The sequence below is a fragment of the Nocardioides sp. JQ2195 genome (genome assembly GCF_012272695.1).
GTDB lineage: Bacteria > Actinomycetota > Actinomycetes > Propionibacteriales > Nocardioidaceae > Nocardioides.
Window position 1 is genome coordinate 535,676 of sequence record NZ_CP050902.1, and the last position, 23,442, is coordinate 559,117.

Consider the following 23,442-nt stretch of genomic DNA (forward strand, 5'->3'; position numbering starts at 1 on the left):
CCCCGCGGTCGTGCCCGGCTAGGCTCGGCGCATGAAGGTTCTCGTCACCGGCGGCGCCGGCTACCTCGGATCGATCACCGCGAAGGCACTCGAGCAGGCCGGCCACACACCTGTCATCCTCGACTCGCTGCTCGTGGGTCCCCGCAAGTTCGTCGGTGACCGGATCTTCTACGAGGGCGACATCGCCGACCGTTCCTTGGTGCGCAGGATCGTCGAGGAGCACCCTGACCTCGACGCGACCATCCACATGGCCGCGCGCATCGTCGTGCCGGAGTCGGTGGAGCTTCCCTACGAGTACTACCGCGACAACGTGGCCAAGTCGCTGGAGCTCTTCGACGAGCTGGCCGCGCTCGGCAAGACCAGGCTGGTGTTCTCGTCGACCGCGTCGCTCTATGCCCTGCAGCCCGGGTTCGAGGTCCGCGAGGGAGACCCGGTCGAGCCCACGTCGCCGTACGCCCGGACCAAGCTGATGATGGAGCAGGCGCTGACCGACATCGCCTCCGCGACCGACCTGCGGGCGATCATCCTGCGCTACTTCAACCCGATCGGCTCCGACCCGGACCTCGAGACCGGCTACCACCTGGAGCACGCCACGCACATCGTGCCGATCATGGCGGAGGTGGCGCTCGGCGTGCGTGAGACGTTCACGATCACCGGGACCGACCTGCCGACACGCGACGGCACCGGCCTGCGCGACTACCTGCACGTGTGGGACCTGGCCCAGGCCCACGTGCGGGCGATCGAGAAGTTCGACGACGTGCTGTCCGCGACCGGCGAGACCAGCACGCTGATCAACATCGGCCGCGGCGACGGGGTGACGGTGCGCGAGATGCTGGCCTCCTTCGAGCGGGTCTTCGGCAGGTCCGTCCCGACCACCGAGGCACCGCCGCGGCCGGGCGACGCGGTGGGTGCGTTCGCCAACGCAGACCGGGCCAAGGACCTGCTCGGCTGGAAGACCGAGCTGTCGATGGATGACGCGATCGAGTCGGCGCTGGCCTGGAGCAACAAGCGCAAGGACCTCCTCGGCTACTGAGACGTGCCGTCAGGCCCTCCAGCACGGCAGGTCGTCGCTGTCGGCCGTTAGTCTCGGGCACATGATCAGGACCGTGCTCGCCTCGCTCGCGGTGGCCGCCGCGGCGTCGGTCGGTGCACTGGTCCCGATGCCGCCCGGTGCGACGCCGACCGCGCCGGAGCCGGCAACCTCGATGGCGCCCGCTGGTGCGCGTGAGCCGCTCGCGGGCAAGGTGGTCGTGATCGACCCGGGCCACCAGCTCGGCAACCACCGCTTCCCCGACGAGATCAACCGGCTGGTGCCGGCCGGTGGTTTCCGCAAGCCGTGCAACACCACCGGCACCTCGACCAACGGCGGCTTTCCCGAGTCGACCTTCACCTGGCAGGTCGCGAAGGTGCTCCAGCACCGTCTCCGCCGCATGGGGGCGACGGTGATCATGACGCGCCACTCCAACCGTCTCGATCGCTGGGGTCCGTGCGTCGACGAGCGCGGGCGTCGGGGCAACGGCAGGGCCGACCTCAAGGTCAGCATCCACGGTGACGGGTCATACTCCGGCGGCCACGGGTTCCACGTGATCGCACCGGCCGACGTGAGGCCGACGCGCGACACGCACCGTGCTTCCCAGCGCCTCGCCCGGTCGCTCAAGCGTGCGCTGGAGGCGCGGGGACTCCCGGCCGCCGACTACGTTGCCGGTGGCGACGGGCTCGACCTCCGGCACGACCTCGGCACCCTCAACCTGTCCGACATGCCCACCGTGATGGTCGAGCTCGGCAACATGCGGTCACCGATCGACGCCCGCCGGATGACCACCTCGCGCGGGCGGTCGTCGTACGCCCTCGGGTTGTCGCGCGGCATCCGCACGTTCCTGCGCTGACGTCGGCGACACCGGGCAGGGCGCCGGGCCCAGCGCCGTACCCGGTCGCGGGACCTGGCGCCGGGCCCGCGTCACCGCGAGCCCGGCACCCCCCCCGCGCGGTCACGGCGCGGTGTAGGCCCAGCTGCCGTAGTAGTACCCACCGGACGGGGTCAGGTAGAACACGTGGTGGTCGTGCTCGTTCGACCCCGCGAAGGTCCAACCGGACCCGATGGTGCCGGCGGCGTTGTAGACGCAGACCTTGCCCCGGGGTGCCGTCGGGTCGACGTACGAACCGGTGCAGGTCGCGTTGCCGCTGGTGCCCGTGACGATGATGTCGGAGTCCGTCAGTGCGACCGGGGCGCGGGCCGGGAGGTTGATCGTGAGGAGGTCGCCGGCGGCCGCAGTGTCGTAGTAGCGCCCGGTCACGGTGCGCCCTCGAGGAATGTCGTCCCACGGGCTGGTGGCGTCCTTGACCTGACCGCGCAGGGATCCCTTCAGATCCTGCGGCGTGACCTGGCCGTTCTTGATGTGCTTGGACTTGACCGCGTTCCTTGCCAGGTCGTCCGAGCCGATCTTGCCGTGGGCGTAGGCGGCCGTGCCACCGACGCCCACGACCAACAGGAACAGGCACAACGTCGAGACGACGTTGGCGTAGGTGAGCTTTGTTGCGATGCGCATGGCTTGCCTCCTGGGCAGTTGTGACGTGGTTGCTCCTAGAAGAGGTCCGCCCGGACGGTGAGATACCTGCGGGGTCGCGCCGTCGACGCACGCGCCGTCGGCGAAATCAGGGGTGGGGGCTGAGGGCCCGGCTATCGTGCGGGCATGCCACTGGATGCTGGAATCGCCGGCCTGCTCGAGTTCATCAACTCATCGGGCTACCCGCCGATGAACGAGGGCTCCGTCGATGACGCGCGCAAGGGATTCGCGGCGCTGGCACAGGCATCTGTTCCCGGGTCCGGCCCCGTCCCGGTGGGGTCCGTGGTCGACGCGTCCGTCGCCGGACTGCCGACCCGGGTCTATCGGCCGACCGCCGACGGTCCGGTGCCGACGATCATCTTCTTCCACGGTGGTGGCTGGGTCATCGGCGACCTCGACACCCACGACAACGCCTGCCGGCGACTCTGCGCCGACACCGACGCGGTCGTGGTCTCGGTGGGCTACCGGCTGGCTCCGGAGGACCCGTTCCCGGCGGCGGTGCTCGATGCGCTCAACGCGGCCCAGGCGATCACCCAGTCCCTCGAGGCGTACGGCGGCTCAGGGACGTGGGCGGTCGCCGGCGACAGTGCGGGAGGCAACCTCTCCGCGATCGTCGCCCAGACGATTCCCGGCGCAGCAGCCCAGCTGCTGGTCTATCCCGCCGTCGACGTCTTCGGCACCTACGAGTCGCGCAACGTCAACGCGACCGGACGCTTCCTCGACATGGCGGTGATGGAGTGGTTCGTCACGCAGTACCTCACCACCCACGTCGAACCACATGACACGCGACTCTCCCCGCTCCACGGCGTACGCCCCGGCCTGCCGCCGGCCATCGTGGTGACCGCGGAGTTCGACCCGCTGCGCGACGAAGGCCGTGCCTACGCCGCGGCGCTGGCCGATGCCGGGGTCCCGGTCGACGCGGTCGACTGGGACGGACTGATCCACGGGTTCCTCGACATGGCGGCCTTCTCCCCGGCCGCGGACGCTGCGATCGGCGACATGAACCGGCGCTTCGCGGCGCTCCTGCGCTGAGGTCCGGTTCCGCGCGGCACCCGGCGTACGCCGTGACGCGCGGCGGCACGCGGCGGCACCCGGCGTACGCCGTGACGCATGGCGGTGGCGGCCGGCGCACGCGAGCGCGGTGGCAGCCGGCGTACGCCGTGACGCATGGCGGTGGCGGGCGTACCCGAGCGCGGTGGCACCCGGCGTACGCTGTGACGCGCGGCACGCGGGCCCGTAGGCTGACCGCATGAAGACCCAGCTGAACTGTCCCTGCGGTGAGCACATCAAGGGCACCGACGAGGACGACCTGGTCGAGAAGACCCAGGCCCACCTGGCCGCGGAGCACCCCGGCATGGAGTACGGACGCGACGAGATCCTCTTCATCGCCCGCTGACCCAACCGGCTCTCGCCTGCTGCAGCCCGCCGCTGCCGTCGTACGAGGCGGCCGTGCGGTGACCGGTCACTTGGGCAGGAAGTTCGTCGACGCCCCACTGACGCCACGCGCGGACCGAGCCCGGAAGCATCGAACTTCCTGCCGAAATGACCGCCTGTGGACAGTGACATGCGAACCGGCCGAGCTTCGCAAACACTGTCCGCATGGACGCACTCACCGCACTGCACCGTTGCGGCGGAACCGCGGGCTGGCGTGAGCTCGCGAGGTTCACCAGCCGTCGACAGCTCGCCAAGGCCCTGCGCTCGGGTGTGATCGAGAAGCGGCGCCACGGGCAGTATGCGGTGCCCTTTGCCGGACAGCCCGCGGCCGAGGCGTTGTGCGGTGTGTTGTCCGGGCTCAGCGCTGCGCGCCACTGGGACCTGAAGCTGAAGTTCGAGCCGGAACGGCCATGGGTCACCGTCCGCGCACACAGTCGGGTCAGCCGTGACCGACGTGAGGGCGTGGAGGTGCACTGGGACGACCTCCCCGACGAGGACGTGGTCGAGGGCGTCACCTCCCTCGCGCGAACCGTCGCCGACTGCGCGCGGTGGCTGCCCTTCGACGAAGCGGTCAGCATCGCGGACTCAGCGCTCCGGTCGGGTCGGGTCTCGCGCCAGCGGCTCGACGAGGTCGCCGACCGCATGCCCAGGACCGGAAGATCGCGTGCTCTGGCCGTGGTTGCCTTCGCCGACGGCCGTGCGGCGAATCCGTTCGAGAGCACTCTGCGGGTGATCTGTTCGCAGGTCGCCGGATTGCGAGCCGCTCCGCAGGTCAGCATCGGACCGCACCGGGTCGACCTCGCCGACAGCGAGCTGGGCCTGGTGATCGAGGCGGAGTCATTCGCCTTCCACGGGAGCGTGGAGCTCTTCCGGGCCGACGTCCGCCGCTACACCTGGCTGGCAACCCAGCGATGGGTGGTGGCGCGATTCCTGTGGGAGGACGTGATGTACAAGCCCGAGCGCGTGAAGCGGGATCTCGAGCGCTTGGTCGAGATCCACCGCTCGTGCGGCTGCCGGGCGGTCATTTGAGCAGGGAGTTCACGCTTGCATCGCTCCGGCGGAGCGTGAGCCCGGCGGCCCTGCTGCGAACTTCCTGTCGAAATGACCGCCCCGCCGGGCGTCCCGGGGACGGGACTCAGACGATCAGCGCGGAGCCATCCGGAGCGCGCCGTCCATGCGTACGACCTCACCGTTGATGTAGTCGTGGTCGACCAGGAAGAGCGCCAGGTCGGCGTACTCGTCGGGGCGACCGAGGCGGGCCGGGTTGGGGACGCCGGCAGCCAGCCCGGCGCGGAACTCGTCGGAGACCGTGGCCAGCATCGGGGTCTCGACGATGCCGGGGGCGATCGTGTTCACGCGGATGCCGTATTGCGCCAGGTCGCGCGCGGCCGGCAGGTTGAGGCCGACGATGCCGCCCTTGGAGGAGCTGTACGCCGCCTGGCCGACCTGACCCTCGAAGGCCGCGATGGAGGCGGTGTTGATGATGACGCCGCGCTGGTCGTGCTCGAGGGGCTCGGTGGCAGCGATCTTCTCGGAGGCGAGGGCCAGCACGTTGAACGAGCCGATCAGGTTGATCTGCACGATCTTCGCGTAGAGCGCGAGGTCGTGGACGCCCTTCTTCGACAGGATGCGGGCCGAGGGACCGATGCCGGCGCAATTGACCACGATGCGCAGGGGAGTGGTCGGCTCGGAGGCGGCTTGGTTGACGGCCTCCTGGACCTGCTCGGGGTCCGTGACGTCGACGGGCACGTAGGTGACACCGTCGACAGCGGGTGCGTTCTCGATCGCCGCGGGGAGGTCGAAGGCGTGGACCGACGCGCCCCGACCGGCGAGGGCGGCGGCGGTCGCCGCGCCCAGCCCCGACGCTCCGCCGGTGACGATCGCCGCGGTGTTCTCGACCTGCATCAGTTGCTCTCCTTGATGGTTCCGTTGTTGTCCTTGGCCAGTGACCGGCTGATCACCATGCGCTGGATCTGGTTGGTGCCCTCGAAGATCTGCATGACCTTCGCCTCGCGCATGAAGCGCTCGACCGGGAAGTCGCGGGTGTAGCCGTAGCCGCCGAGCACCTGGACGGCGTCGGTGGTCACCTTCATCGCGTTGTCGGTGGCGACCATCTTCGCAATGGATGCCTCGCGGCCGTAGGGCAGTCCACGGTCCTTGAGACGTGCGGCGTGCAGCAGCATCGCGCGCGCGGACTGGATCGCGGCCTCCATGTCGGCCAGCACGAACGCCAGGCCCTGGTGGTCGATGATCTTCTTGCCGAACGTCTCGCGGGTCTTGGCGTAGGCGACCGCGTGGTCGAGGGCGCCCTGCGCGAGGCCGGTGGCGACGGCGGCGATGCCGAGCCGTCCGGAGTCGAGGCCGGCCAGCGCGATCTTGAGGCCATCACCCTCGGCCCCGAGGCGCCGCTCGACCGGAATGCGTACGCCGTCGAAGCGCATCGTCGTGGTCGACGACCCGGTCAGGCCCATCTTCTTCTCCGGCGGGTCGGCCTCCAGGCCGGGAGTGTCAGCGGGGACCAGGAAGCAGGAGATTCCACGGGTGCGTTCCCCTGAGTCATCTGGGGTGCGGGCCATCACCTTGTAGTAGTCGGCGTTGCCGCCGTGGGTGGTCCACGCCTTGGCGCCGTTGATCACGTAGTCGTCGCCGTCGCGCTTGGCGAAGGTCTTCATCGCGGCCGGGTCGGAGCCGGCGTGTGCCTCGGAGAGGCAGTAGGCGCCGAGCAGCTCGCCGCCGAGCATGTCGGGCAGCCAGGCTTGCTTCTGTTCCTCGGTGCCGTGCTCGAAGAGGCCGAAGCACGAGAGGGCGTGCACGGAGACGCCCACCCCGACGCTCGACCAGACCGCGCCGATCTCCTCGAGCACCTGGAGGTAGACCTCGTAGGGCTGGCCACCGCCGCCGTACTCCTCCGGGTAGGGCAGGCCGAGCAGGCCGGAACGGCCGAGCAGCCTGAAGATGTCGCGCGGGAAGGTCTCGGTGGCCTCGTCCTCGGCGGCGCGCGGCAGCAGTTCCTTGGTGGCGAGGTCGCGGACCAGCTTGAGCAGGTCGGCGGACTCGTCGGTGGGCAGGACGCGGCTGGCGGGCATCGGTGGGTCTCCTTCGGGCGGCCAGAATGATACTGAAATCGAACCTACAGTATCGTTTCGTTCATGGCGAAGCGACGGACTGCCCGACAGGTGGACCTGCTCGCGCGCCTGGCCGCGCTGATCTCCGCCGAGGGTTTCGCGGCCTTCACCCTCGACGACCTCGCCGCCCGGCTCAGCTGCTCGAAGACCACGCTCTACGCGCTGGCGCCCTCGAAGCCAGACCTCGTGGTCACCGCGGTCAAGGAGTTCTTCCGGGTCGCCACCGACGCAGTCGAGGCCCGGGTCGCCGGCGAGGAGGACCCGGCGCTGCGTGTGGTGGTCTACCTGCGGGCGGTCGGTGCCGAGCTGGTCCCGCTCTCACGCAGGTTCATGGAGGACCTGGCCGGCTTCGCGCCCGCCTCCGAGGTCTACCGTCGCAACACGGCGTACGCCGCGGCGCGGATCCGCACGCTGATCGCCGACGGCATCGCCGAAGGCGCCCTGCGCCAGGTGAATCCCGACTTCGCGGCCGAGATGATCGCCTCGACGATGTTCGAGATCCAGCGCGGCGAGATCTTCGAGCGGCTCGAGCTCACCGATGCCCAGGCGTACGACGAGCTGGCGGCCTTCGTGGTGGCTGCCCTCGCCGGCCCGTGAGACCGGAGGCGCCGGGCGCCCGCCGGTGAGGCCGGAGTCGTCACCCGCCTGTCTGTGCGAGTGGAATCGTCAGGCGCTGGTGGACGACAGGCCAACGGGCCGCAGGTCGGGACCGCTGCGTCGTCGTGCTCCGAGGAATCGACGGTGTCTCGATTTCTGCACCTTGGCACGCGGAGCGACGCAAGCGCCTAGGCTTGGCGGATGCGGATCGACTGGGTGCCGGCCTCCGCGGCGTCGCTCATCGCCGGAGTCACCTCCTTGGGACTCGGCGCGGCGCTGCTGCCCGGTGGCGACAGTGCCGCAGACTCCATCGGGCTGGTCGAGCAGCACGACAGTCGTTGGTTGGCGGTCTCTCTGCTCTTCTTCATCGCAGCCGTGGGGATGACGCTGGGGCTTCCCGCCATCCTGAAGCTCTTCCCGAACCGGGGCTTCCTGCTGGGCATCATCGGCTCGGGCGTCTTCCTGATCGGATGCCTGGGCACCGCCGGCTACGCGATGCTGCTGGCCTTCTTCCGTGCGCTGGCGCTCAGCAACGCGATCCGGCCGGAGGCGGTCGGCGAGGTCGTCGACGACCCCGGACTGGCCGGCTTCCTGGTGGTCTGGATCGCCGCCTTCTTCCTCGGCGAACTGCTGCTCGGCCTGGCCCTCCTGCGCGCCCGGACCACGCCACGGTGGGTTCCGGTGCTGCTGATCGCCCACGTGGCCACGCTTCCCCTGTCGTCCCTCGTCCCTGACCTGGACGGGTCCTGGACGATCGTGCTGATGTGTCTCGGGTTCGCCGGTGCGGCCATTGCGGCGAACACCCGGGAGCTCCCGCGCGACGCGACCAGCCCGCACTGATCCGCCCGCGACCGGATCACTTCTGGCGACTGAGGAATGCCCGGGTCGCCGCGATGGTTGGGCCTGCATGAACCTTGCGGACTCCCGACGCGTCTCCGTGCTCCTGGGGTCCCTCTTCGGCATTGCCGGCATGGGTTCCTCGTCCGCCGCGATCGCCGTTCCCCTGATGGCCGACGACCTCGGCGTCAGCGTCGGGGTCGGCACCTGGACGATCACGCTCTATGCGCTGATGCTCGCGGTGGCCACACCGGTCTACGGCCGGATCGCCGACCTCGTCGGCGTACGCCTGCCGCTCCTGGTCGGCATCAGCCTGATGACCGCCGGCGCCACGCTCTCGGCGCTCGCCCCGAACTTCGAGATGCTGCTCGTCGCCCGCGTGATGCAGGGCGTGGGCGCCGCCGCCGTACCCACCCTCGGGGTGGCCGTGCTCAGCGCGCGGTACGACGGCGCGGTGCGCGGGCTGGCCTTCGGCCGGTTGGCGGGCGTGGCGGCTGCCCTGTCGTGCCTGGGCCCGCTCGCCGGGGGTGCGGTCGAGGGACAGCTCGGCTGGCGGGCGGTGATGGCACTGCCGATCCTGGGCCTCGTGCTGATCCCGTTCCTGTGGCACGCCCTGCACAAGGACGGCACCGGCGCTCGCCTCGACGTGCTGGGTGCGTTCCTCGTGGCGGGCACCTCGGCCGGCCTCGTGCTGCTGGTCCAGTCGCCGTCGACGGGGTGGTCCGTGGCCCTGGCCGGTGTCCTCCTGATGGGGCTCGGCGTTCCCGCGGTGACCCTGCGGGTCCGGCGTCGACCCAACGGGTTCCTTCCAATCTCGGTGATCAGCAACAGCGTCGTGGTGCGCAGCGCCATCGCCGGGGCACCGGTCCCGGCCGGCTGGTTCGGCATCCTGATCGCCGTGCCGGCGGTGATGATCGGACACGGCTGGGAGCCCTGGCAGGTCGGCCTCCTGCTCGCGCCGAGCGCGGCCGTTGCGTTGGTGGTGCCGCGTCTGGCGGGCCCGATGCTGACCCGCTTCGGCGGACCTCGCTCGTTGGCCGTCGCCGGGCTGGTCACCTCGATCGCGATGCTGCTGGCGGCGCTCGGTGCCGACCGCCACGCGCCCGTCGTGCTGGGTGCGTCGGTCATCTTCGTGACGATCGCCTTCGGTGTCGGTCAGCCAGCGTTGATGGACGCGGTCGGCGACGCCGTGCCCGTCGACGTACGCGGCGTGGCGCTGGGCGTGGCCACCCTGCTGTTCCTGGTCGGCGGCAGCATCGGGTCGGCCGTGGTCGGCGGCCTCGGTGACCTGGTCGGCATGCCGCAGGGCCTGCTGGTGCTGGCCGCGCTGCCGCTGGCCGGCCTGGTCGCACTGGCGCCGCTGCTGCGGACACCCGCCACGAGGTCGCCCGTCGGGACCTCAAGGACCCACGTGTGAGGATCCGACCATGAGCCTGCTGATCGAGGACCGTGACCACGTCCGCATCCTGACCCTCTCGCGCCCGGAGCGTCGCAACGCGATCGACCAGGGCCTGGCCGACGAGCTGTCGGCAGCCTTCGACGCGATCGAGGCCGACCGCGTCGTGCGGGCCGTGGTCATCACCGGCGGGAGCGGCTTCTTCTGTGCCGGCACCGACCTGGGCTCCGAGGCGCCTCCGCGGACCGAGGCCGGCGGGCCCTACGGATTCCTGGCCCGCACGCGTCGTACGCCGTTGATCGCGGCCGTGGAGGGCTTTGCCCTCGGCGGTGGCTTCGAGTGCGTGCTGGCCAGTGACCTGGTCGTGGCGGCACGGGACGCGCGGTTCGGCGCGCCCGAGGTGAAGCGGGGGGTCGTGGCCAACACCGGAGCGTTGTTCCGCGCCGGTGCACGGTTGCCGTTCAACCTGGCCACCGAGATGCTGGTGACGGGGGACCCGATCGGTGCCGAGCGAGCCCACCAGGTCGGCTTCGTGAACGTGCTGGCCGAGCCGGGTGGAGCACTCGAGGCGGCGCTGGACCTGGCCGGACGGATCGTGGTCAACAGTCCCGACGCCGTGGCGATCTCGCTGGGCGCGGTGGCGCAGCAGGCGGCCGAGCAGGAGCAGCGGCCGTGGGAGATCACCGCTGGCGCAGATGCCGAGGTGGCGAGGTCGCCGAACCGCGCCGAGGGCGTCGCCGCGTTCTTCGAGAAGCGTCCGCCGCGCTGGAGCTGACCGTGCGGCGTCGGTGATCTGTGGATCAGCGCTTGGTGAAAGCGGTGAGCAGACGCTGGGCATCGTCCGTGGCGACAGCCTTGGCGATCGTCTCGGCCTCGTCCCTGCCGACCGAGGCGCGGTCGGACTCGAACGACCCGCGGACCAGGCGCCGGGCCTGCCCGAAGGCGAACACCGAACCAGCAGCCAACTCGCCGGCCAGCTCGACCGCACGGTCCTGCTCGCCGACCTCGGTGACCAGGCCCCAGTCGAGCGCCCGGTCGGAGTCGATCGGCCTGTTGGTCAACGCCATCTGCAGTGCCCGCTGCTGCCCGATCGCACGCGGCAGCAGCCACGAGACACCGCAGTCAGGGGTGAGCCCCACGCCTGGGTAGGCGATCACGAACTTGGTTCCGGGCGCGGCGACGACCAGGTCACAGCTGAGCATCACACCCAGCCCGGCCCCGGCCACGGCGCCCTGCACGGCAGCGACGACCGGCTTCTCGAGGGCGGCCAGGCGTTGCAGTGCCCCGTCGAGGGCACCTGCCAGCTCGAGGAGGTATGCCGACTGGTCGCCGTCGGAGGCAACCATCGAGGCCACGTCGCCGCCGGCACAGAAGCGCTTGCCGGCGCCGGTCAGGAGCACGACTCGCACGGCGTCGTCGGCAGCGGCCTCCTTGACTGCGTCGTCGAACGCGTGCGCCGTCGGCAGGTCCACCGCGTTGGAGACCTCGGGGCGATTCAGCTCGATGTGGGCGACTCCGTCGGAGACGGAGTAGGAAACCAGGTCAGTCATGTCAGATCCTCCGGAAGAGGGCAGCCAGGGCCTGGCCGCCACCGATGCACATGGTCACGATGCCGAGCTCCAGGTCGCGTCGGGCCATGTCCTTGGCGACGCGCAGGGAGAGGATGGCGCCGGTCGCGCCGACCGGGTGACCGAGCGCGATCGCGCCGCCGTACGGATTGACCTGCTCGGGGTCGAGGCCGGCGTCGCGGATCACCGCGACGGCCTGGGAGGCGAACGCCTCGTTGAGCTCGATGGTGCCGATGTCGGACGGCTTCGTGCCGGTCTTCTCGAACAGGTTCTGCAGGGCCAGCACCGGCGCGTAGCCCATCAGCTCGGGCTCCATCGCCGCGGTGGCGACGGCCTCGATCGAGACCAGACCGCCCAGGCCGCGCTCGGTGGCGACCGACTCACGAGCGAGGACGACGGCCGCGCCGCCGTCGTTGATGCCCGAGGCGTTGCCGGCGGTGACGGTGCCGTCCTTGGCGAAGGCAGGACGCAGTCCGGCCAGGGTCTCCAGCGTGGTGTCCGGCTTCGGGTGCTCGTCCTCGGTGACGGTGAACGGCTTGCGTCCGCCCACCTCGACCGGGGTGATCTCCTCGGCGAACGCAGCCTTCGCGGCCTCAGTGGCGGCACGCTGCTGCGAGAGCAGGGCGAACTCGTCCTGTTCCTCGCGGGAGACGCCGTACTTGCTGGCCACGTTCTCCGCGGTGACGCCCATGTGGATGTCGTGGAACGGGTCGGTCAGCATCATCACGGTGCCGTCGACCAGAGAACGGTTGCCGAGCTTGTAGCCGTTGCGGGCGCCGAAGTCGTAGAACGGCATCCGGGTCATCGACTCGTCACCGCCGGCCAGGGTGAGGCCGAGGTCGTTCCAGCGCATCTCCATGGCCGCCGACCAGATCGCCTGGAGTCCGGAGCCGCAGAGACGGTTGACGGTGTAGGCAGGCACGTTCTTCGGCAGGCCGGCGGTGATCGCCACCCGGCGCGCGTTGTAGGCGTCGGGTCCGACCTGACCGATGCAGCCCATCACGACTTCTTCGATGTCGGTGCCGTCGACGCCGGAGCGGGCCAGCGCTTCACGCGCCGCGGTCGCGCCGAGCTCGAAGCCGGGGACGTCCTTGAACACACCGCCGAAGCTGCCGATCGGGGTGCGGGCGCCGTCGACCAGGACGATCTTCTCTTCAGGCATCTGTTGCTCTCCAAGGCAGGGAGGCCGCGGCTGCTCGAGGCCGGCGGCCATTTAGTAGGAAGTCCAACTAAAATTAGCAGTCAGGTGTTCTCGTGAGGTCGCTGTCCCAGTGGCTGGCATCCCCCGGCCGCACCCGCCGGGGCCGGTGCCGATCTGTGCGATGGCTGACAAGCCGCTGACTGCGCGAAAGGAAGGTGGCTCAGTAGGTGTAGAAGCCGCGGCCGGTCTTGCGGCCGAGGAGACCGGCGTCGACCATGCGGTTGAGCAGCGGCGGCGCGGCGTAGAGCGGCTCCTTGAACTCCTCGTAGAGCGACTCGGCGACAGCCTTGGTGGTGTCGAGGCCGATCAGGTCGGCCAGCGCGAGCGGACCCTGCGGGTGGGCCGCGCCGAGCACCAGGCCGCGGTCGATGTCGTCGGCGGTGGCGAAGCCCGACTCCATCATCCGGATCGCGGAGAGGATGAACGGGATCAGCAGCGCGTTGACCACGAAGCCGGCGCGGTCCTGGCAGTCGATGGCCTCCTTGCCGAGAACGTCCTGCACGAACGCGCGGGAGCGCTCGGTGACCTCGGGGGCGGTGACGATCGAGGGCACCAGCTCGACGAGCTTGAGCACCGGGACCGGGTTGAAGAAGTGGATGCCGAGCACGTTCTGCGGACGCGAGGTGACCACCCCGAGCTTCATGATTGGGATCGAGGAGGTGTTGGAGGCGAGGATCGCGTCGGGGTTGGTGACGATCTTGTCGAGCTGGCGGAAGAGGTCGGTCTTGGCGTCCTCGTCCTCGACGATCGCCTCGACCACGAGGTCGCGATCGGCAAGCTCGTCGAGCGAGGTGACCACGCGGATCCGGTCGAGCACGGAGCCGGCGGAGTCGATCTTGCCCTTGGCCTCGGCACGCTTGAGCGACTTCTCCAGACGGTCCCGTCCAGCCTGGGCGGCGGCATCGGACGACTCGGCGACGACCACGTCGAGCCCGGCGCGGGCGCAGACCTCGGCAATTCCGGCGCCCATCAGTCCGCAGCCGACGACGCCGATCTTCTCCATGCCCATTGAACTCTCCTCGTGTTGTGCGACCGTGCTCCTGCTCCGACGCTATCCACTACTGGCAGGTAGCCGAACATTGCGAGCAGCGTGGATTCTCGGGCGCAGGCCCGGAAGGCTCGGCCGCGGTTAGACTCGCGCCGAGTCGGATCCCGATCGGTGAGGAGCGTCGATGGCGTCGCGCGTCGTGCTGCACGTGGGCCTGATGAAGTCCGGTACGACGTTCATCCAACGCACGCTGCTGGCCAACCAAGCGGCCCTGGCCGACGCCGGGATACTCTTCCCCGGCCGCCACTGGCGCGTGCAGGTGAGCGCCGTGCGCGACCTGATCGACCACGTCTCCGCCGACGCGAACACCCTCGCTCCCGACGGCCCGTGGCTGTCCTTGGTGGAGCAGGTCCGGGCATGGCCCGGCACCGCGATCATCTCGATGGAGTTCCTCGGCCCGCGTACGCCGGCCCAGGTCGCGGCGGTCGTCGACGCCTTTTCCGGCGCGGAGATCGACGTGGTGGTGACCGCTCGCGACCTGTCCCGGTCGATCACCTCGATGTGGACCGAGAGCGTGCAGAACTCGGGGACCCTGGGTTGGCACGACTACCTGCACGCGATCCGGGAGGACACCGGCGAGGGGCGTGGGTTCTGGCGCCAGCAGCGGGTGGTCGCCATCGTCGAGCGCTGGATGCGGGCCGTGGGACGCGACCACTTCACGCTGATCACGGTCCCGCCGCCGGGAGGACCGCACGGTGTCCTGTGGGAACGCTTCGCCGGGGTGGCCGGCGTGCCGATGGACCTCTTCGACCTCGAGACCCGCAACAACACCGGCATCGACGCCCCGTCGGCCATGGTGATGCGCGCCCTCAACGAGCGCCTCGACGATGTCGACGGCGTTGACTACGACCGGTTCGTCAAGCGCGGCCTGGCCAAGCAGGCGTTGGGCAAGCGTGCCCGGCCCGGCCCGAGGGTCGGGCTGGACGAGAAGTGGGTGCTCGCCCGGTCACGCCGTCAGATCGAGCGGCTGCGTGAGCTGGACCCACCTGTCGTCGGCGACCTCGCCGAGCTGGAGGCCCGAACCGTCCCGGGCATCGACCCCGGCGACCTCGACGCCGAGGAGAAGCTCGAGGCCGCCCTCGACGGCATGGCTGCCCTGGTCAGGCTGTGGGCCGAGGACGTCAACGAACGCGAGACGCGCGCCCGGAAGCGGCGTCAGCGCAAGGAGCGCAAGGAGCAGCGCTAGGGAGTGTCCGGCATGTTGCTCCAGCCCTTGCCGTCAGCGCGCGCGTACCACCCCGAGGCAGCGAGCGTGCCGCCGTCGACCGGCACCGTGTGACCGGTGACGAAGCGTGCCTCGTCCGAGGCCAGGAACGCGATCACCGCGGCGTAGTCGTCGACCCGGCCGAACCGCCCGAGGGGGATCCAGTGGCGGACCAGGTCGGGGTCGCGACCGCGGAGCATCGCCTCGGCCGATGTCTGTGGGGTGTCGGCGAGGTCGGGGGCGATCGCGTTCACGCGTACGCCGTGGGCCCCCACCTCGACCGCGAGGCTCTTGGTGAAGGCCGAGACACCCGCGTTGTACGCCGAGTAGGGGGCCCCGGCCGGAATGCCACGGAAGGCCTCGACCGTCGAGTTGTTCACGATCGCGCCCGAGCCCTGCTCGACCATCATCGGCAGCAGCGCGTGCGTCAGCTTCAGCACGTGCAGCAGGTTCAGCTCGTAGAGCCGCTGCCACTGCTCGGGCGTGCTGTGCAGGAAGGTCTTCGACGCGGGCCGGAAGTCGCCGACGTTGTTCACCAGCACGTCCACGCGTCCCAGCTCCCGGACGGTCGAGACGATCCGCTCGATCACCGCGTCGTCGACCACGTCACCGATCACCGGAACGGCCCGGCCACCGGCTTCGACGATCTCCGCGCACGCCTTCTCCGTGGCCGCCTCGTCGACGTCGTTGAGGACGACCAGGTCGCCGTCGGCGGCCAGGCGTCGGCTGGTGGCGCCGCCGATGCCGAGTGCGCCCCCGGTCACGACGGTGATGCGTTGCTGACTCATGTGGCGTCCCTCGTGTCGCGGGCGAGCTTCACCGGAGAAGCCGCCAGGTAGGTGAGGTGGGCGGATCGCGTGGCGAAGAGCCAGCCCGACCCGTTGCGGCGGTAGGTGTCGCGGTAGGTGATCGCCCAGGCCACGTCGCGGAGCTCGCCCCCACGTTCGTTCACGTGGTGGGCGATGCAGGCGACTCGCCCGATCGCGGAGTCCGCGTCGGGGCCCGGGTCGAAGACCTCGCCCGTGACCGCGTGGAAGGTGCCGACCAGTGACTCGAGTCCGGCCATGGCCTGCTCGATGGCCGGCTGGCCGCGGTTCTCGTCGACGGGGCCCAGGGAGGCCGGCGGGGCGGCGGTGGTCAGCACGCCGTCGGTGGTGAAGAGTGCGGCCACGCCCGCCGGGTCGCGGTCGTCGACACGGGCGGCGTACCGGTTGACGAGGTCGCGCAGCGCCACCCGGTCGGCGGCGGACAGTGAGGTCATGAGAGGCCCAACCGCTCGGCGCAGGCGGAGAGCTCGTCGCGGGCCCGGTCGAGGTCGGCAGTCGCCGATGCGGCCAGGACGATGCGGTCGGCGCCCTGCGCGCCCAGCTTCTCGGCCCGGTCCTGGTTGATCTTCGTGACGAGGTGGCCCAGCGACAGCTCGAGGGCCTCGGGGTCGCGACCGGCCTGCTCAGCCTCGGTGCGCATCAGCTTCAACAGGGCGGCGAGCTCCTCACCCATCACGCCGAGGGGCTGCAGCCCGTCGCCGTGGCGACCGGCCCGGCGGGCGGCAGCCTTGCTGTGGCCGCCGATGTGCAACGGCACGCCGCCCGCCTGCGCCGGCTTCGGGTAGGACATCGCGCCCTCGAAGTCGAAGAACTCGCCGTGGTGGTCGGCACCGTTCGGCGCACTGTCGGCCCACAGCTTGCGGAGCACCTGCAGCTGCTCGTCGGCCCGGCGGCCGCGCGCCTCGAACGGGGCACCGCAGGCCTCGATCTCCTCCTTCATCCAGCCCATGCCCACGCACACCCGCAACCGTCCGCCGGACAGGGCGTCGATGGTGGCCAGGCGCTTGGCCAGCACGACCGGGTGGTGGTTCGGCAGGACGAGCACACCGGTGGCGAGGCCCAGCGTGCTGGTCTGCCCGGCCAGGAATGCCAACGTGTCCAGCGGGTCAGGGATGTCGAGGTCGTCGGCCAGCTCCATCTTCCCGGAGGCGTCGTAGGGGTAGACGCTCGAGTAGCGGCTGACCACGACGGCGTGCTCCACGAGGACCAGGGACTCGAACCCGCACGCCTCGACGTGCTGGGCATAGGCCGACATCCACGCGGGATCGGCGGTGGTTCCGGCAGCGGCGGGGGCGATCACGGCGAACTTCATGCTCGCGAACCTAGGGGAGTTGCCCGGGCGTCGGGATCTGTTTCCCGATGGGCGGGAGGAAGGGGCGGGTTGTTTCGGTGAACGGGAACGCCGGGGTCGCGCGGGCCGAGCAGCGCCTAGCGTCGGATTCGTTCACGGCGGGCCCGGCCCGCGTCGCGCTGGTCGAGGAGGACCCACATGCCCCATCCGGTGATCGTCGACGCTGCGCGGACGGCGTACGGAAGGCGGGGCGGCGCGTTGGCCGGCGTGCACGCCGTCGACCTGTTGGCCTCGACCCAGCGCGCCCTGCTGGACCGCAGCGCCCTCGACCCGGCACTGGTCAGCGACGTCATCGGCGGTTGCGTCACCCAGGCCGGGGAGCAGTCCGCCAACGTGGTGCGCTTCGCCTGGTTGCACGCCGGCCTGCCGGAGGAGACCGGGGCGACCACGATCGATGCGCAGTGCGGCTCCGCGCAGCAGTCGGTGCACCTGATCGCCGCCCAGATCGCGGGCGGGATGATCGACGTCGGGATGGCCTGCGGGGTCGAGGCGATGTCGCGGGTGCCGCTGTTGTCGAACCTTGGCGACGTCGGGCGTCCGCGTCCGGACTCGTGGAGCGTCGACCTGCCGGCGCAGTTCGAGGCGGCCGACCGCATCGCCGAACGCCGCGGCCTGACCCGCGAGCAGATCGATGCCTTCGGGATGCAGTCCCAGCAGCGGGCGCGTACGGCGTGGGACGAGGGCAGGCTGGATCGTCAGGTGATCGCGACGAAGCTGCCCGACGGCACCACCTTCGACCGCGACGAGGGGCTCCGCGAGACGAACCTCGAGGCGTTGGCCGGGCTGAAGCCGATCCGCGACGGGGGACTGCACACGGCCGGGACGTCGTCCCAGATCTCCGACGGCGCCACGGCGGCCCTGCTGATGGACGAGGACCGGGGCCGCGAGCTCGGGTTGCGTCCCCGGGCCAGGCTGCGGGCCCAGGTGCTCGTCGGCGCCGAGCAGTCGTATCTCCTCGACGGGCCGATCCGGGCCGCCGATCGGCTGCTCGAGCGCACCGGCATGAGCATCGGCGACATCGACCTGTTCGAGGTCAACGAGGCCTTCGCCGCCGTGCCGATGTCGTTCGCCCAGGTGCACGGGGTCGACCCGGAGAAGCTCAACGTCAACGGTGGCGCCATTGCGCTCGGGCACCCGGTGGGCTCCACCGGGATCCGACTGATCGCCTCGGTCATCGACGAGCTCGAGCGTCGGGACCAGACGCTCGGCATGGTCGCCATCTGTGCCGGCGGGGCGCAGGCCACCGGCGCGATCATCGAACGGATCTGAGTCCGTCCCGGCTCCCGGTGATCGGGAGCGGGGATGAGGCCCGGCAGCGCGAACGGATAGACAGGTGCCCGTGACCGCACCCACCCAGACGACCGACGTCGACCACCAGGACCTCCTCCGGACAGCACCGGAGCTCGCGGCGCACGCGGCCCTGGTCGGCGCCACCCGCGACCTGATGCTGGCTGCGGCGACAACCGAAGCCACCCCGGCCGAGCTCGAAGCGGCCCGGGCCGCGATCGCCGCGGTCACCGAGGAGCTCGGCGTCCGCGTGCGTGATCGCGTGCAACGGACGGATCTGCGCATGCCGGAGCGGGTCCGCGACGCGGGACCGCAGGCGCAGTGGCAGACCTATGACCTCAACCCGCTCGGTGTCCCGCTCCGGATCCGCTTCGACGGTGATCGTGCGTACGCCGACCTGGTGGCCAACGCCCTGCACGAGGGGCCACCCGATCTCGTCCACGGCGGGATCTCGGCACACGTGATGGACTGCATGCTCGGCGGCCTGGTGCGCGCCACCGGAACCCGCTCGGTGACCGCCACGCTGGACATGCGCTTCCTCGCCCCGACACCGCTGGACCAGCCACTGCAGGTCACCTCGCGCATCGTGGAACGCTCCGGGCGCAAGGTGTGGGCCGAGGGCTGGATCGAGCACGACGGAACGCGGTGCGTCGAGGCCAAGGGCCTCTTCATCCGCGTGGACGGGGTCGCGACATGAGCTGGGGTCCGACCGGGCTCGAGGGCAAGGTCGCGGTGGTCACCGGTGCGGGGCGGATGCGCTCGATCGGTCGGCAGATCGCCGTCGAGCTGGCTCGTGCCGGTTGCGACGTGGTGGTCACCGGCACCGGGCGCGATCCCGAGCGGCGGCCAGCGGACGAGAAGGCAGCCGGCTGGAACGACATCGCGTCCGTTGCCGCCGAGATCGAGGCGCTGGGCCGTCGCGCGGTCCCAGTGGTCTGCGACGTGTCCGACCCCGACCAGGTCGACACCCTCCTGGCCACGACACTCGCCGAGCTCGGACGCGTCGACGTGGTGGTCAACAACGCCGCCGCGTCCCGGGGTGGTGACCGCGGGCCCCTGCTCGACCTGCACGTCGACGACTTCGACCGGGTGCTGCGGGTGAACCTGCGCGGCACCTTCCTGATGACCAAGGCCTTCGGTGGCGCACTGGTCGCCGGTGAACAGGGCGGCAGCATCATCAACATCTCCTCGATCGGCGGCAAGCTGTCCGGCCCCGGGACCGGCGCCTACTCGGCCAGCAAGGCGGGGGTGCAGTCACTCACCTCGACCGCGGCCAAGGAGCTCGGTCAGCACGGCGTACGGGTCAACGCGCTCTGCCCCGGCGTGACGGCGACCAGCCGACTCGACGACCAGGACGACGCCACGTGGCAGGCCTACGTCAGCGCGAACCTGCCACTGGGCCGGGTCGGTGAGCCGGTGGAGATCGCGCACGCGGCGGTCTTCCTGGCCAGCGACCTGGCTGCCTGGGTCACCGGCCAGTGCTGGAACATCGACGGTGGACAGCTGACGATTCGATGAGTGAGCAGATGATGACCGGCCCCTCCAGTGCCCGGCCGCTCAGCGCGCGCGACCAGTCGATCGCGCGCCTGACGGCGCCGGGTGCGCCGTTCGAGATCCACGACGAGGTCGTGCACGGCGTACAACTGCCGGTGTTCCGCAACCGCGCCCGCAGCCTCGGCGCACTGCTCGCCGCGTCGCGCCACAACGGCGACGTCGACTACCTCGTGACCGACGAGTCCCGGATCTCGCACGCCGAGCACCACGACCTGGTCGCGGCGCTCGCGACCGCCCTGCGCGACGAGCACGACGTCCGTGCCGGAGACCGGGTGGCGTTGTGCGGAGCGAACTCCACCGAGTGGGTCCTCGCGTTCTGGGCCACCGTGACCCTGGGCGCCGTCGCGGTCGGGATGAACTCCATGTGGTCGGCCGACGAGATCGCGCACGGGCTCGAGCTGACCGAGCCGAAGGTGCTGTTCACCGATGCTCCCCGGGCAGCCCTGGTCGGCGAGACGCCCGCCGCCGTGCTCTCCCTCGAGCATGACCTGGCGGCCATGGTCGACCGGCACCGCGGTGCGACGCTGCCGCTGGTCGAGGTCGACGAGGACAACCCCGCGGTAATCCTGTTCACCAGTGGCACCACCGGGCGGTCGAAGGGTGCGACGCACTCCCACCGCAACGTGATCGCCGCCGTGTGGTTCCACCTGCTCAACGATGCGGTGGCCACCGATCTCGGCCTGGCGCCGTCGGGACGACGGTTCCTGTTGGTCACTCCGTTGTTCCACATCGCCGGGCTGCACAACCTGGTGGTCACCCGACTCGTCGTCGGCGACACCGCCGTGGTCCACCGGGGCCGCTTCGACATCGACGCCGTCCTGCGGCTGATCGAGAAGGAACGGGTCACCAACTGGGGCGCCGTCCCGACCATGCTCTCGCGACTGCTCGACGCCGACCTGGCGGCGTACGACCTGAGCTCGCTGCGGATGGTGTCGGTCAACAGCGCGCCGTCGTCGTCCGAGCTGAAGGCCCGGCTGCGCGAGGCCCTGCCGGTGGCCGGCGCCGCCCTCGGCACGACGTACGGCCTGACCGAGTCGTCCACCGCGGCCACCCTGGCGTCGGCGCGCGAGCTGGAGGACGAGCCCGAGACCGTGGGTGCGCCGGTCCCCACGGTGCAGCTCGAGATCCGTGACGACGACGGCACACCTGTGCCCGAGGGCGTCGAGGGGGAGATCCACCTGCGCGGCGCGCAGATGATGATCGGCTACTGGCGCAACCCGGAGGCGACCGCCGAGTCGGCGATGGGCGACGGCTGGTTCCGCACCGGCGACCTCGGATCCGTCGTGGGTGGCCGGCTGCGCATCGCCAGTCGCCGCTCCGACCTGATCCTGCGCGGCGCCGAGAACATCTACCCGGTCGAGGTGGAGAACCAGATCCTGCAGCACCCCGACGTCCTCGAGTGCATCGTGGTGGGCCGGCCCGACGCGGACTGGGGCCAGTCGGTCGCGGCAGCAGTGGTGGTGCGCCCGGGCAGCGGTCTCGACGAGGCGGGCCTGCGCGAGCACCTGTCGTCCAGGTTGGCGAAGTACAAGACACCGGTGACCTGGCGGATCGGCACCGAGCCGCTGCCGCGCAACGCCACCGGGAAGGTGAATCGGCGCGACCTCAGCTGGTGACCGACCGCCGCAACGTCATACGCCGCGGTCGTCCCACCGACCGATGCGTATGACGTCCGGGCCTCGCCGCGTCGCCCTTCCGCTGGGTGGGAGTGCGGCAGCGGCCCGGTCCGCGCGCTTGCTTTGCTGGCGGGATCGGGACCCGCACGGATCCCGAGGACCTGGAAGGAAGTCCTCTCGGATGATGACAATGAAGCCCCGAGCATCCCGGCCCCTGGCCGGCCTCGCGGCGCTCGCGCTCGCGTCGGTCGTGCTCACCTCCTGCGCGTCCGGCGACGACGAGAAGAGCGAACCCGGCGACGCCGCGACCTACCAGACCGGCCTGGTGAACATCGCCGACGCGGGTGAGCCCGAGCAGGGCGGCACGATGACGTTCGGCGCCTACTCCGAGCCTGCGGTCCTCGACCCGGCCGAGACCATCGTGGCCGGCTCGACCGGTGGCCTCGAGATGGCCGCGATCTACGACGTGCTGATGCGGTGGAACAGCGCCGACAACTCGGTCCAGCCCCAGCTGGCGGAGAGTCTCGAGCACAGCGCCGACTACCGGACGTGGACGCTCACGCTGCGCGACGGCGTGGAGTTCAGCGACGGTACGCCGCTCGATGCCGCGGCCGTGAAGTACAGCATCGAGCGCTATGTCCGGCTCGGCGCCGACGAGGCCATGCTGTGGAGCGACAACGTGTCGTCGATCTCGACGCCTGACGAGCTGACGGTCGAGTTCCAGCTCCGGACCAAGTGGCCCACCTTCGACTACATGCTCACCACGGGCCCGGGCATGATCGTCGCCAGGTCGGCCGGCGAGGGTGAGTCGTTCAAGCCGGTGGGCGCGGGCGCCTTCACGCTGGCCTCGCACAAGCCGGCCGAGAGCCTCAGTCTCGCGGCCAACAAGGACTACTGGGACGGCGCGCCCAACCTGGACGGCATCAAGGTCGTGTTCCTCAACGACCCGACGGCGACGTTCGACTCGTTCGAGTCCGACGAGCTCGACGCCGCCTTCACGCGGGAGCCGGACCTGGTCGACGAGGCCGTGCAGGGCAAGTTCCAGGGCTTCCTCAACATGGTCTCGCTCGGCAGCGTCGCGGTGATCAACGCCCAGGAGGGCCACCCCGGCAGCGACCCGCGGGTGCGCCAGGCGATGCACATGGCGATCGACCCCGAGGTCATCGCCGAGCGGGCCTACGGCGGCGCCGGCCTGCCCGGCAACGGGATCTTCGCCAGCTCGTCGGTGTGGGCCAACGACGTCGACCCGCTGCCCTTCGACCCGGAGGCCGCCAAGAAGCTGGTCGACGAGGCGAAGGCCGACGGCTTCGACGGCAAGGTCACCTACATGGACGCCTCCGACCCGGCGTCGCGCGAGACCGCGTTGACCGTCAAGGCGTTCCTCGAGGCGGTCGGCTTCCAGGTCAAGCTCGACCTGGTCTCGAACGTGCAGGAGCAGATCAGCAAGGTCGCCATCGACCAGAACTACGACGTCGGCGGGTGGGGGATCAGCTGGCGCGAGGCCGGCCCCTACGGCCGGATGTTCGCCACCCTGCACAGCGAGGGCAACCTGAGTGTCGGCATGGCCACCAGCCCCGAGCTGGACGCCCTCTTCGACGAGTTCCAGGCCGCGGAGACCGAGGACGAGCAGCTCGACATCATGGGCCGCATCCAGGAGCAGTGGAACGAGCAGGTGCCGGCGCTGGTCTACGGATCGACGGGTGAGTTCCTGATGTGGGACACCGACGTGCACGGGGTGGTCGACTCCACCAACAGCATGGTGCTGCTCGACGACGCCTGGATCGACTGACCCCCTCGCCGAGTCGGCACGAGTTGACCGCTGCGCGCGTCAAC

The 23,442-nt window shown here is 70.5% G+C and carries 24 protein-coding genes; 15 read left to right on the forward strand and 9 right to left on the reverse strand.

Annotated elements, in window-relative coordinates:
• Positions 1 to 31 precede the first annotated feature (31 nt).
• Both galE and ncot_RS02530 read left to right on the forward strand, forming a co-directional pair.
• Positions 32 to 1,033 (forward strand): UDP-glucose 4-epimerase GalE, encoded by a 1,002-nt coding sequence (gene galE / locus ncot_RS02525; RefSeq protein ID WP_168616191.1) that lies wholly within the window; start codon positions 32 to 34, stop codon positions 1,031 to 1,033.
• A gap of 61 nt (positions 1,034 to 1,094) precedes the next feature.
• The gene (locus ncot_RS02530) at positions 1,095 to 1,886 is read left to right on the forward strand and encodes an N-acetylmuramoyl-L-alanine amidase (RefSeq protein WP_168616192.1); all 792 of its coding nucleotides are present in this window, start codon (positions 1,095 to 1,097) and stop codon (positions 1,884 to 1,886) included.
• A 102-nt stretch (positions 1,887 to 1,988) separates the two neighbouring features.
• On the opposite strand, the gene ncot_RS02535 is transcribed toward ncot_RS02530, so the two are convergent.
• On the reverse strand, positions 1,989 to 2,546 hold the full coding sequence (locus tag ncot_RS02535; RefSeq protein WP_168616193.1) for a hypothetical protein: 558 nt from the start codon (positions 2,544 to 2,546) through the stop codon (positions 1,989 to 1,991).
• A gap of 144 nt (positions 2,547 to 2,690) precedes the next feature.
• Between ncot_RS02535 and ncot_RS02540 the strand changes: the two genes are divergently transcribed.
• The 3 genes from ncot_RS02540 to ncot_RS02550 all read left to right on the forward strand — a co-directional run bounded on the left by ncot_RS02540 (position 2,691) and on the right by ncot_RS02550 (position 5,027).
• Positions 2,691 to 3,596, forward strand: a complete 906-nt coding sequence (locus ncot_RS02540; protein ID WP_168616194.1) for an alpha/beta hydrolase — start codon at positions 2,691 to 2,693, stop codon at positions 3,594 to 3,596.
• A gap of 217 nt (positions 3,597 to 3,813) precedes the next feature.
• Complete coding sequence (locus ncot_RS02545) at positions 3,814 to 3,960, forward strand: DUF1059 domain-containing protein (protein ID WP_168616195.1); 147 nt, start codon at positions 3,814 to 3,816, stop codon at positions 3,958 to 3,960.
• Positions 3,961 to 4,163: 203 nt separating this feature from the next.
• A complete protein-coding gene (locus ncot_RS02550; RefSeq protein ID WP_168616196.1) occupies positions 4,164 to 5,027 on the forward strand; it encodes a DUF559 domain-containing protein in 864 nt (287 codons plus the stop codon).
• Positions 5,028 to 5,141: 114 nt separating this feature from the next.
• Here ncot_RS02550 and ncot_RS02555 read toward each other — a convergent pair whose 3' ends face one another.
• Both ncot_RS02555 and ncot_RS02560 read right to left on the reverse strand, forming a co-directional pair.
• Positions 5,142 to 5,903 carry an SDR family NAD(P)-dependent oxidoreductase gene (locus ncot_RS02555; protein ID WP_168616197.1) on the reverse strand — a complete coding sequence of 254 codons (762 nt, stop codon included), beginning with the start codon at positions 5,901 to 5,903 and terminating at the stop codon, positions 5,142 to 5,144.
• Positions 5,903 to 7,084, reverse strand: a complete 1,182-nt coding sequence (locus ncot_RS02560; protein WP_168616198.1) for an acyl-CoA dehydrogenase family protein — start codon at positions 7,082 to 7,084, stop codon at positions 5,903 to 5,905. The genes ncot_RS02555 and ncot_RS02560 overlap by 1 nt, the downstream gene beginning before the upstream one ends.
• Positions 7,085 to 7,147: 63 nt before the next feature.
• Between ncot_RS02560 and ncot_RS02565 the strand changes: the two genes are divergently transcribed.
• The 4 genes from ncot_RS02565 (at position 7,148) to ncot_RS02580 (ending at position 10,728) form a co-directional block, all read left to right on the forward strand.
• A complete protein-coding gene (locus ncot_RS02565) occupies positions 7,148 to 7,720 on the forward strand; it encodes a TetR/AcrR family transcriptional regulator (protein ID WP_168616199.1) in 573 nt (190 codons plus the stop codon).
• Positions 7,721 to 7,921: 201 nt separating this feature from the next.
• Positions 7,922 to 8,560 (forward strand): hypothetical protein, encoded by a 639-nt coding sequence (locus ncot_RS02570; protein WP_168616200.1) that lies wholly within the window; start codon positions 7,922 to 7,924, stop codon positions 8,558 to 8,560.
• 67 nt (positions 8,561 to 8,627) lie between these two features.
• Positions 8,628 to 9,974, forward strand: coding sequence for an MFS transporter (locus ncot_RS02575; protein WP_168616201.1), 1,347 nt, complete (start codon positions 8,628 to 8,630; stop codon positions 9,972 to 9,974).
• A 10-nt stretch (positions 9,975 to 9,984) separates the two neighbouring features.
• Positions 9,985 to 10,728: an enoyl-CoA hydratase-related protein gene (locus ncot_RS02580; RefSeq protein WP_168616202.1), complete on the forward strand. Its 744-nt coding sequence runs from the start codon at positions 9,985 to 9,987 to the stop codon at positions 10,726 to 10,728.
• 25 nt (positions 10,729 to 10,753) lie between these two features.
• On the opposite strand, the gene ncot_RS02585 is transcribed toward ncot_RS02580, so the two are convergent.
• The 3 genes from ncot_RS02585 to ncot_RS02595 form a co-directional block, all read right to left on the reverse strand.
• Entirely contained in the window at positions 10,754 to 11,503 is a 750-nt protein-coding gene (locus tag ncot_RS02585) for an enoyl-CoA hydratase/isomerase family protein (RefSeq protein WP_168616203.1), read from the reverse strand.
• Position 11,504: 1 nt separating this feature from the next.
• Positions 11,505 to 12,683 (reverse strand): thiolase family protein, encoded by a 1,179-nt coding sequence (locus tag ncot_RS02590; protein WP_168616204.1) that lies wholly within the window; start codon positions 12,681 to 12,683, stop codon positions 11,505 to 11,507.
• Between the two features lie 199 nt (positions 12,684 to 12,882).
• Positions 12,883 to 13,725 (reverse strand): 3-hydroxybutyryl-CoA dehydrogenase, encoded by an 843-nt coding sequence (locus ncot_RS02595; protein WP_168619128.1) that lies wholly within the window; start codon positions 13,723 to 13,725, stop codon positions 12,883 to 12,885.
• A gap of 169 nt (positions 13,726 to 13,894) precedes the next feature.
• Between ncot_RS02595 and ncot_RS02600 the strand changes: the two genes are divergently transcribed.
• Entirely contained in the window at positions 13,895 to 14,956 is a 1,062-nt protein-coding gene (locus ncot_RS02600; RefSeq protein WP_168616205.1) for a hypothetical protein, read from the forward strand.
• On the opposite strand, the gene ncot_RS02605 is transcribed toward ncot_RS02600, so the two are convergent.
• The 3 genes from ncot_RS02605 to ncot_RS02615 are packed head-to-tail and all read right to left on the reverse strand — an operon-like array spanning position 14,953 to position 17,113.
• Positions 14,953 to 15,762: an SDR family NAD(P)-dependent oxidoreductase gene (locus ncot_RS02605; protein WP_168616206.1), complete on the reverse strand. Its 810-nt coding sequence runs from the start codon at positions 15,760 to 15,762 to the stop codon at positions 14,953 to 14,955. The genes ncot_RS02600 and ncot_RS02605 overlap by 4 nt on opposite strands.
• The gene (locus ncot_RS02610) at positions 15,759 to 16,235 is read right to left on the reverse strand and encodes a nuclear transport factor 2 family protein (protein ID WP_168616207.1); all 477 of its coding nucleotides are present in this window, start codon (positions 16,233 to 16,235) and stop codon (positions 15,759 to 15,761) included. Before ncot_RS02610 ends, ncot_RS02605 begins: the two co-directional genes overlap by 4 nt.
• On the reverse strand, positions 16,232 to 17,113 hold the full coding sequence (locus ncot_RS02615) for an LLM class F420-dependent oxidoreductase (protein ID WP_168616208.1): 882 nt from the start codon (positions 17,111 to 17,113) through the stop codon (positions 16,232 to 16,234). Before ncot_RS02615 ends, ncot_RS02610 begins: the two co-directional genes overlap by 4 nt.
• A 177-nt stretch (positions 17,114 to 17,290) precedes the next feature.
• Between ncot_RS02615 and ncot_RS02620 the strand changes: the two genes are divergently transcribed.
• The 5 genes from ncot_RS02620 to ncot_RS02640 all read left to right on the forward strand — a co-directional run bounded on the left by ncot_RS02620 (position 17,291) and on the right by ncot_RS02640 (position 23,398).
• Positions 17,291 to 18,421, forward strand: a complete 1,131-nt coding sequence (locus ncot_RS02620) for a steroid 3-ketoacyl-CoA thiolase (RefSeq protein WP_168616209.1) — start codon at positions 17,291 to 17,293, stop codon at positions 18,419 to 18,421.
• Positions 18,422 to 18,491: 70 nt separating this feature from the next.
• On the forward strand, positions 18,492 to 19,136 hold the full coding sequence (locus tag ncot_RS02625) for a PaaI family thioesterase (protein ID WP_206065096.1): 645 nt from the start codon (positions 18,492 to 18,494) through the stop codon (positions 19,134 to 19,136).
• Entirely contained in the window at positions 19,133 to 19,957 is an 825-nt protein-coding gene (locus tag ncot_RS02630; RefSeq protein WP_168616210.1) for a glucose 1-dehydrogenase, read from the forward strand. Before ncot_RS02625 ends, ncot_RS02630 begins: the two co-directional genes overlap by 4 nt.
• Positions 19,954 to 21,609, forward strand: a complete 1,656-nt coding sequence (locus ncot_RS02635) for an AMP-binding protein (protein WP_206065098.1) — start codon at positions 19,954 to 19,956, stop codon at positions 21,607 to 21,609. Before ncot_RS02630 ends, ncot_RS02635 begins: the two co-directional genes overlap by 4 nt.
• 190 nt (positions 21,610 to 21,799) lie before the next feature.
• On the forward strand, positions 21,800 to 23,398 hold the full coding sequence (locus ncot_RS02640) for an ABC transporter substrate-binding protein (protein WP_206065100.1): 1,599 nt from the start codon (positions 21,800 to 21,802) through the stop codon (positions 23,396 to 23,398).
• Positions 23,399 to 23,442: the final 44 nt, after the last annotated feature.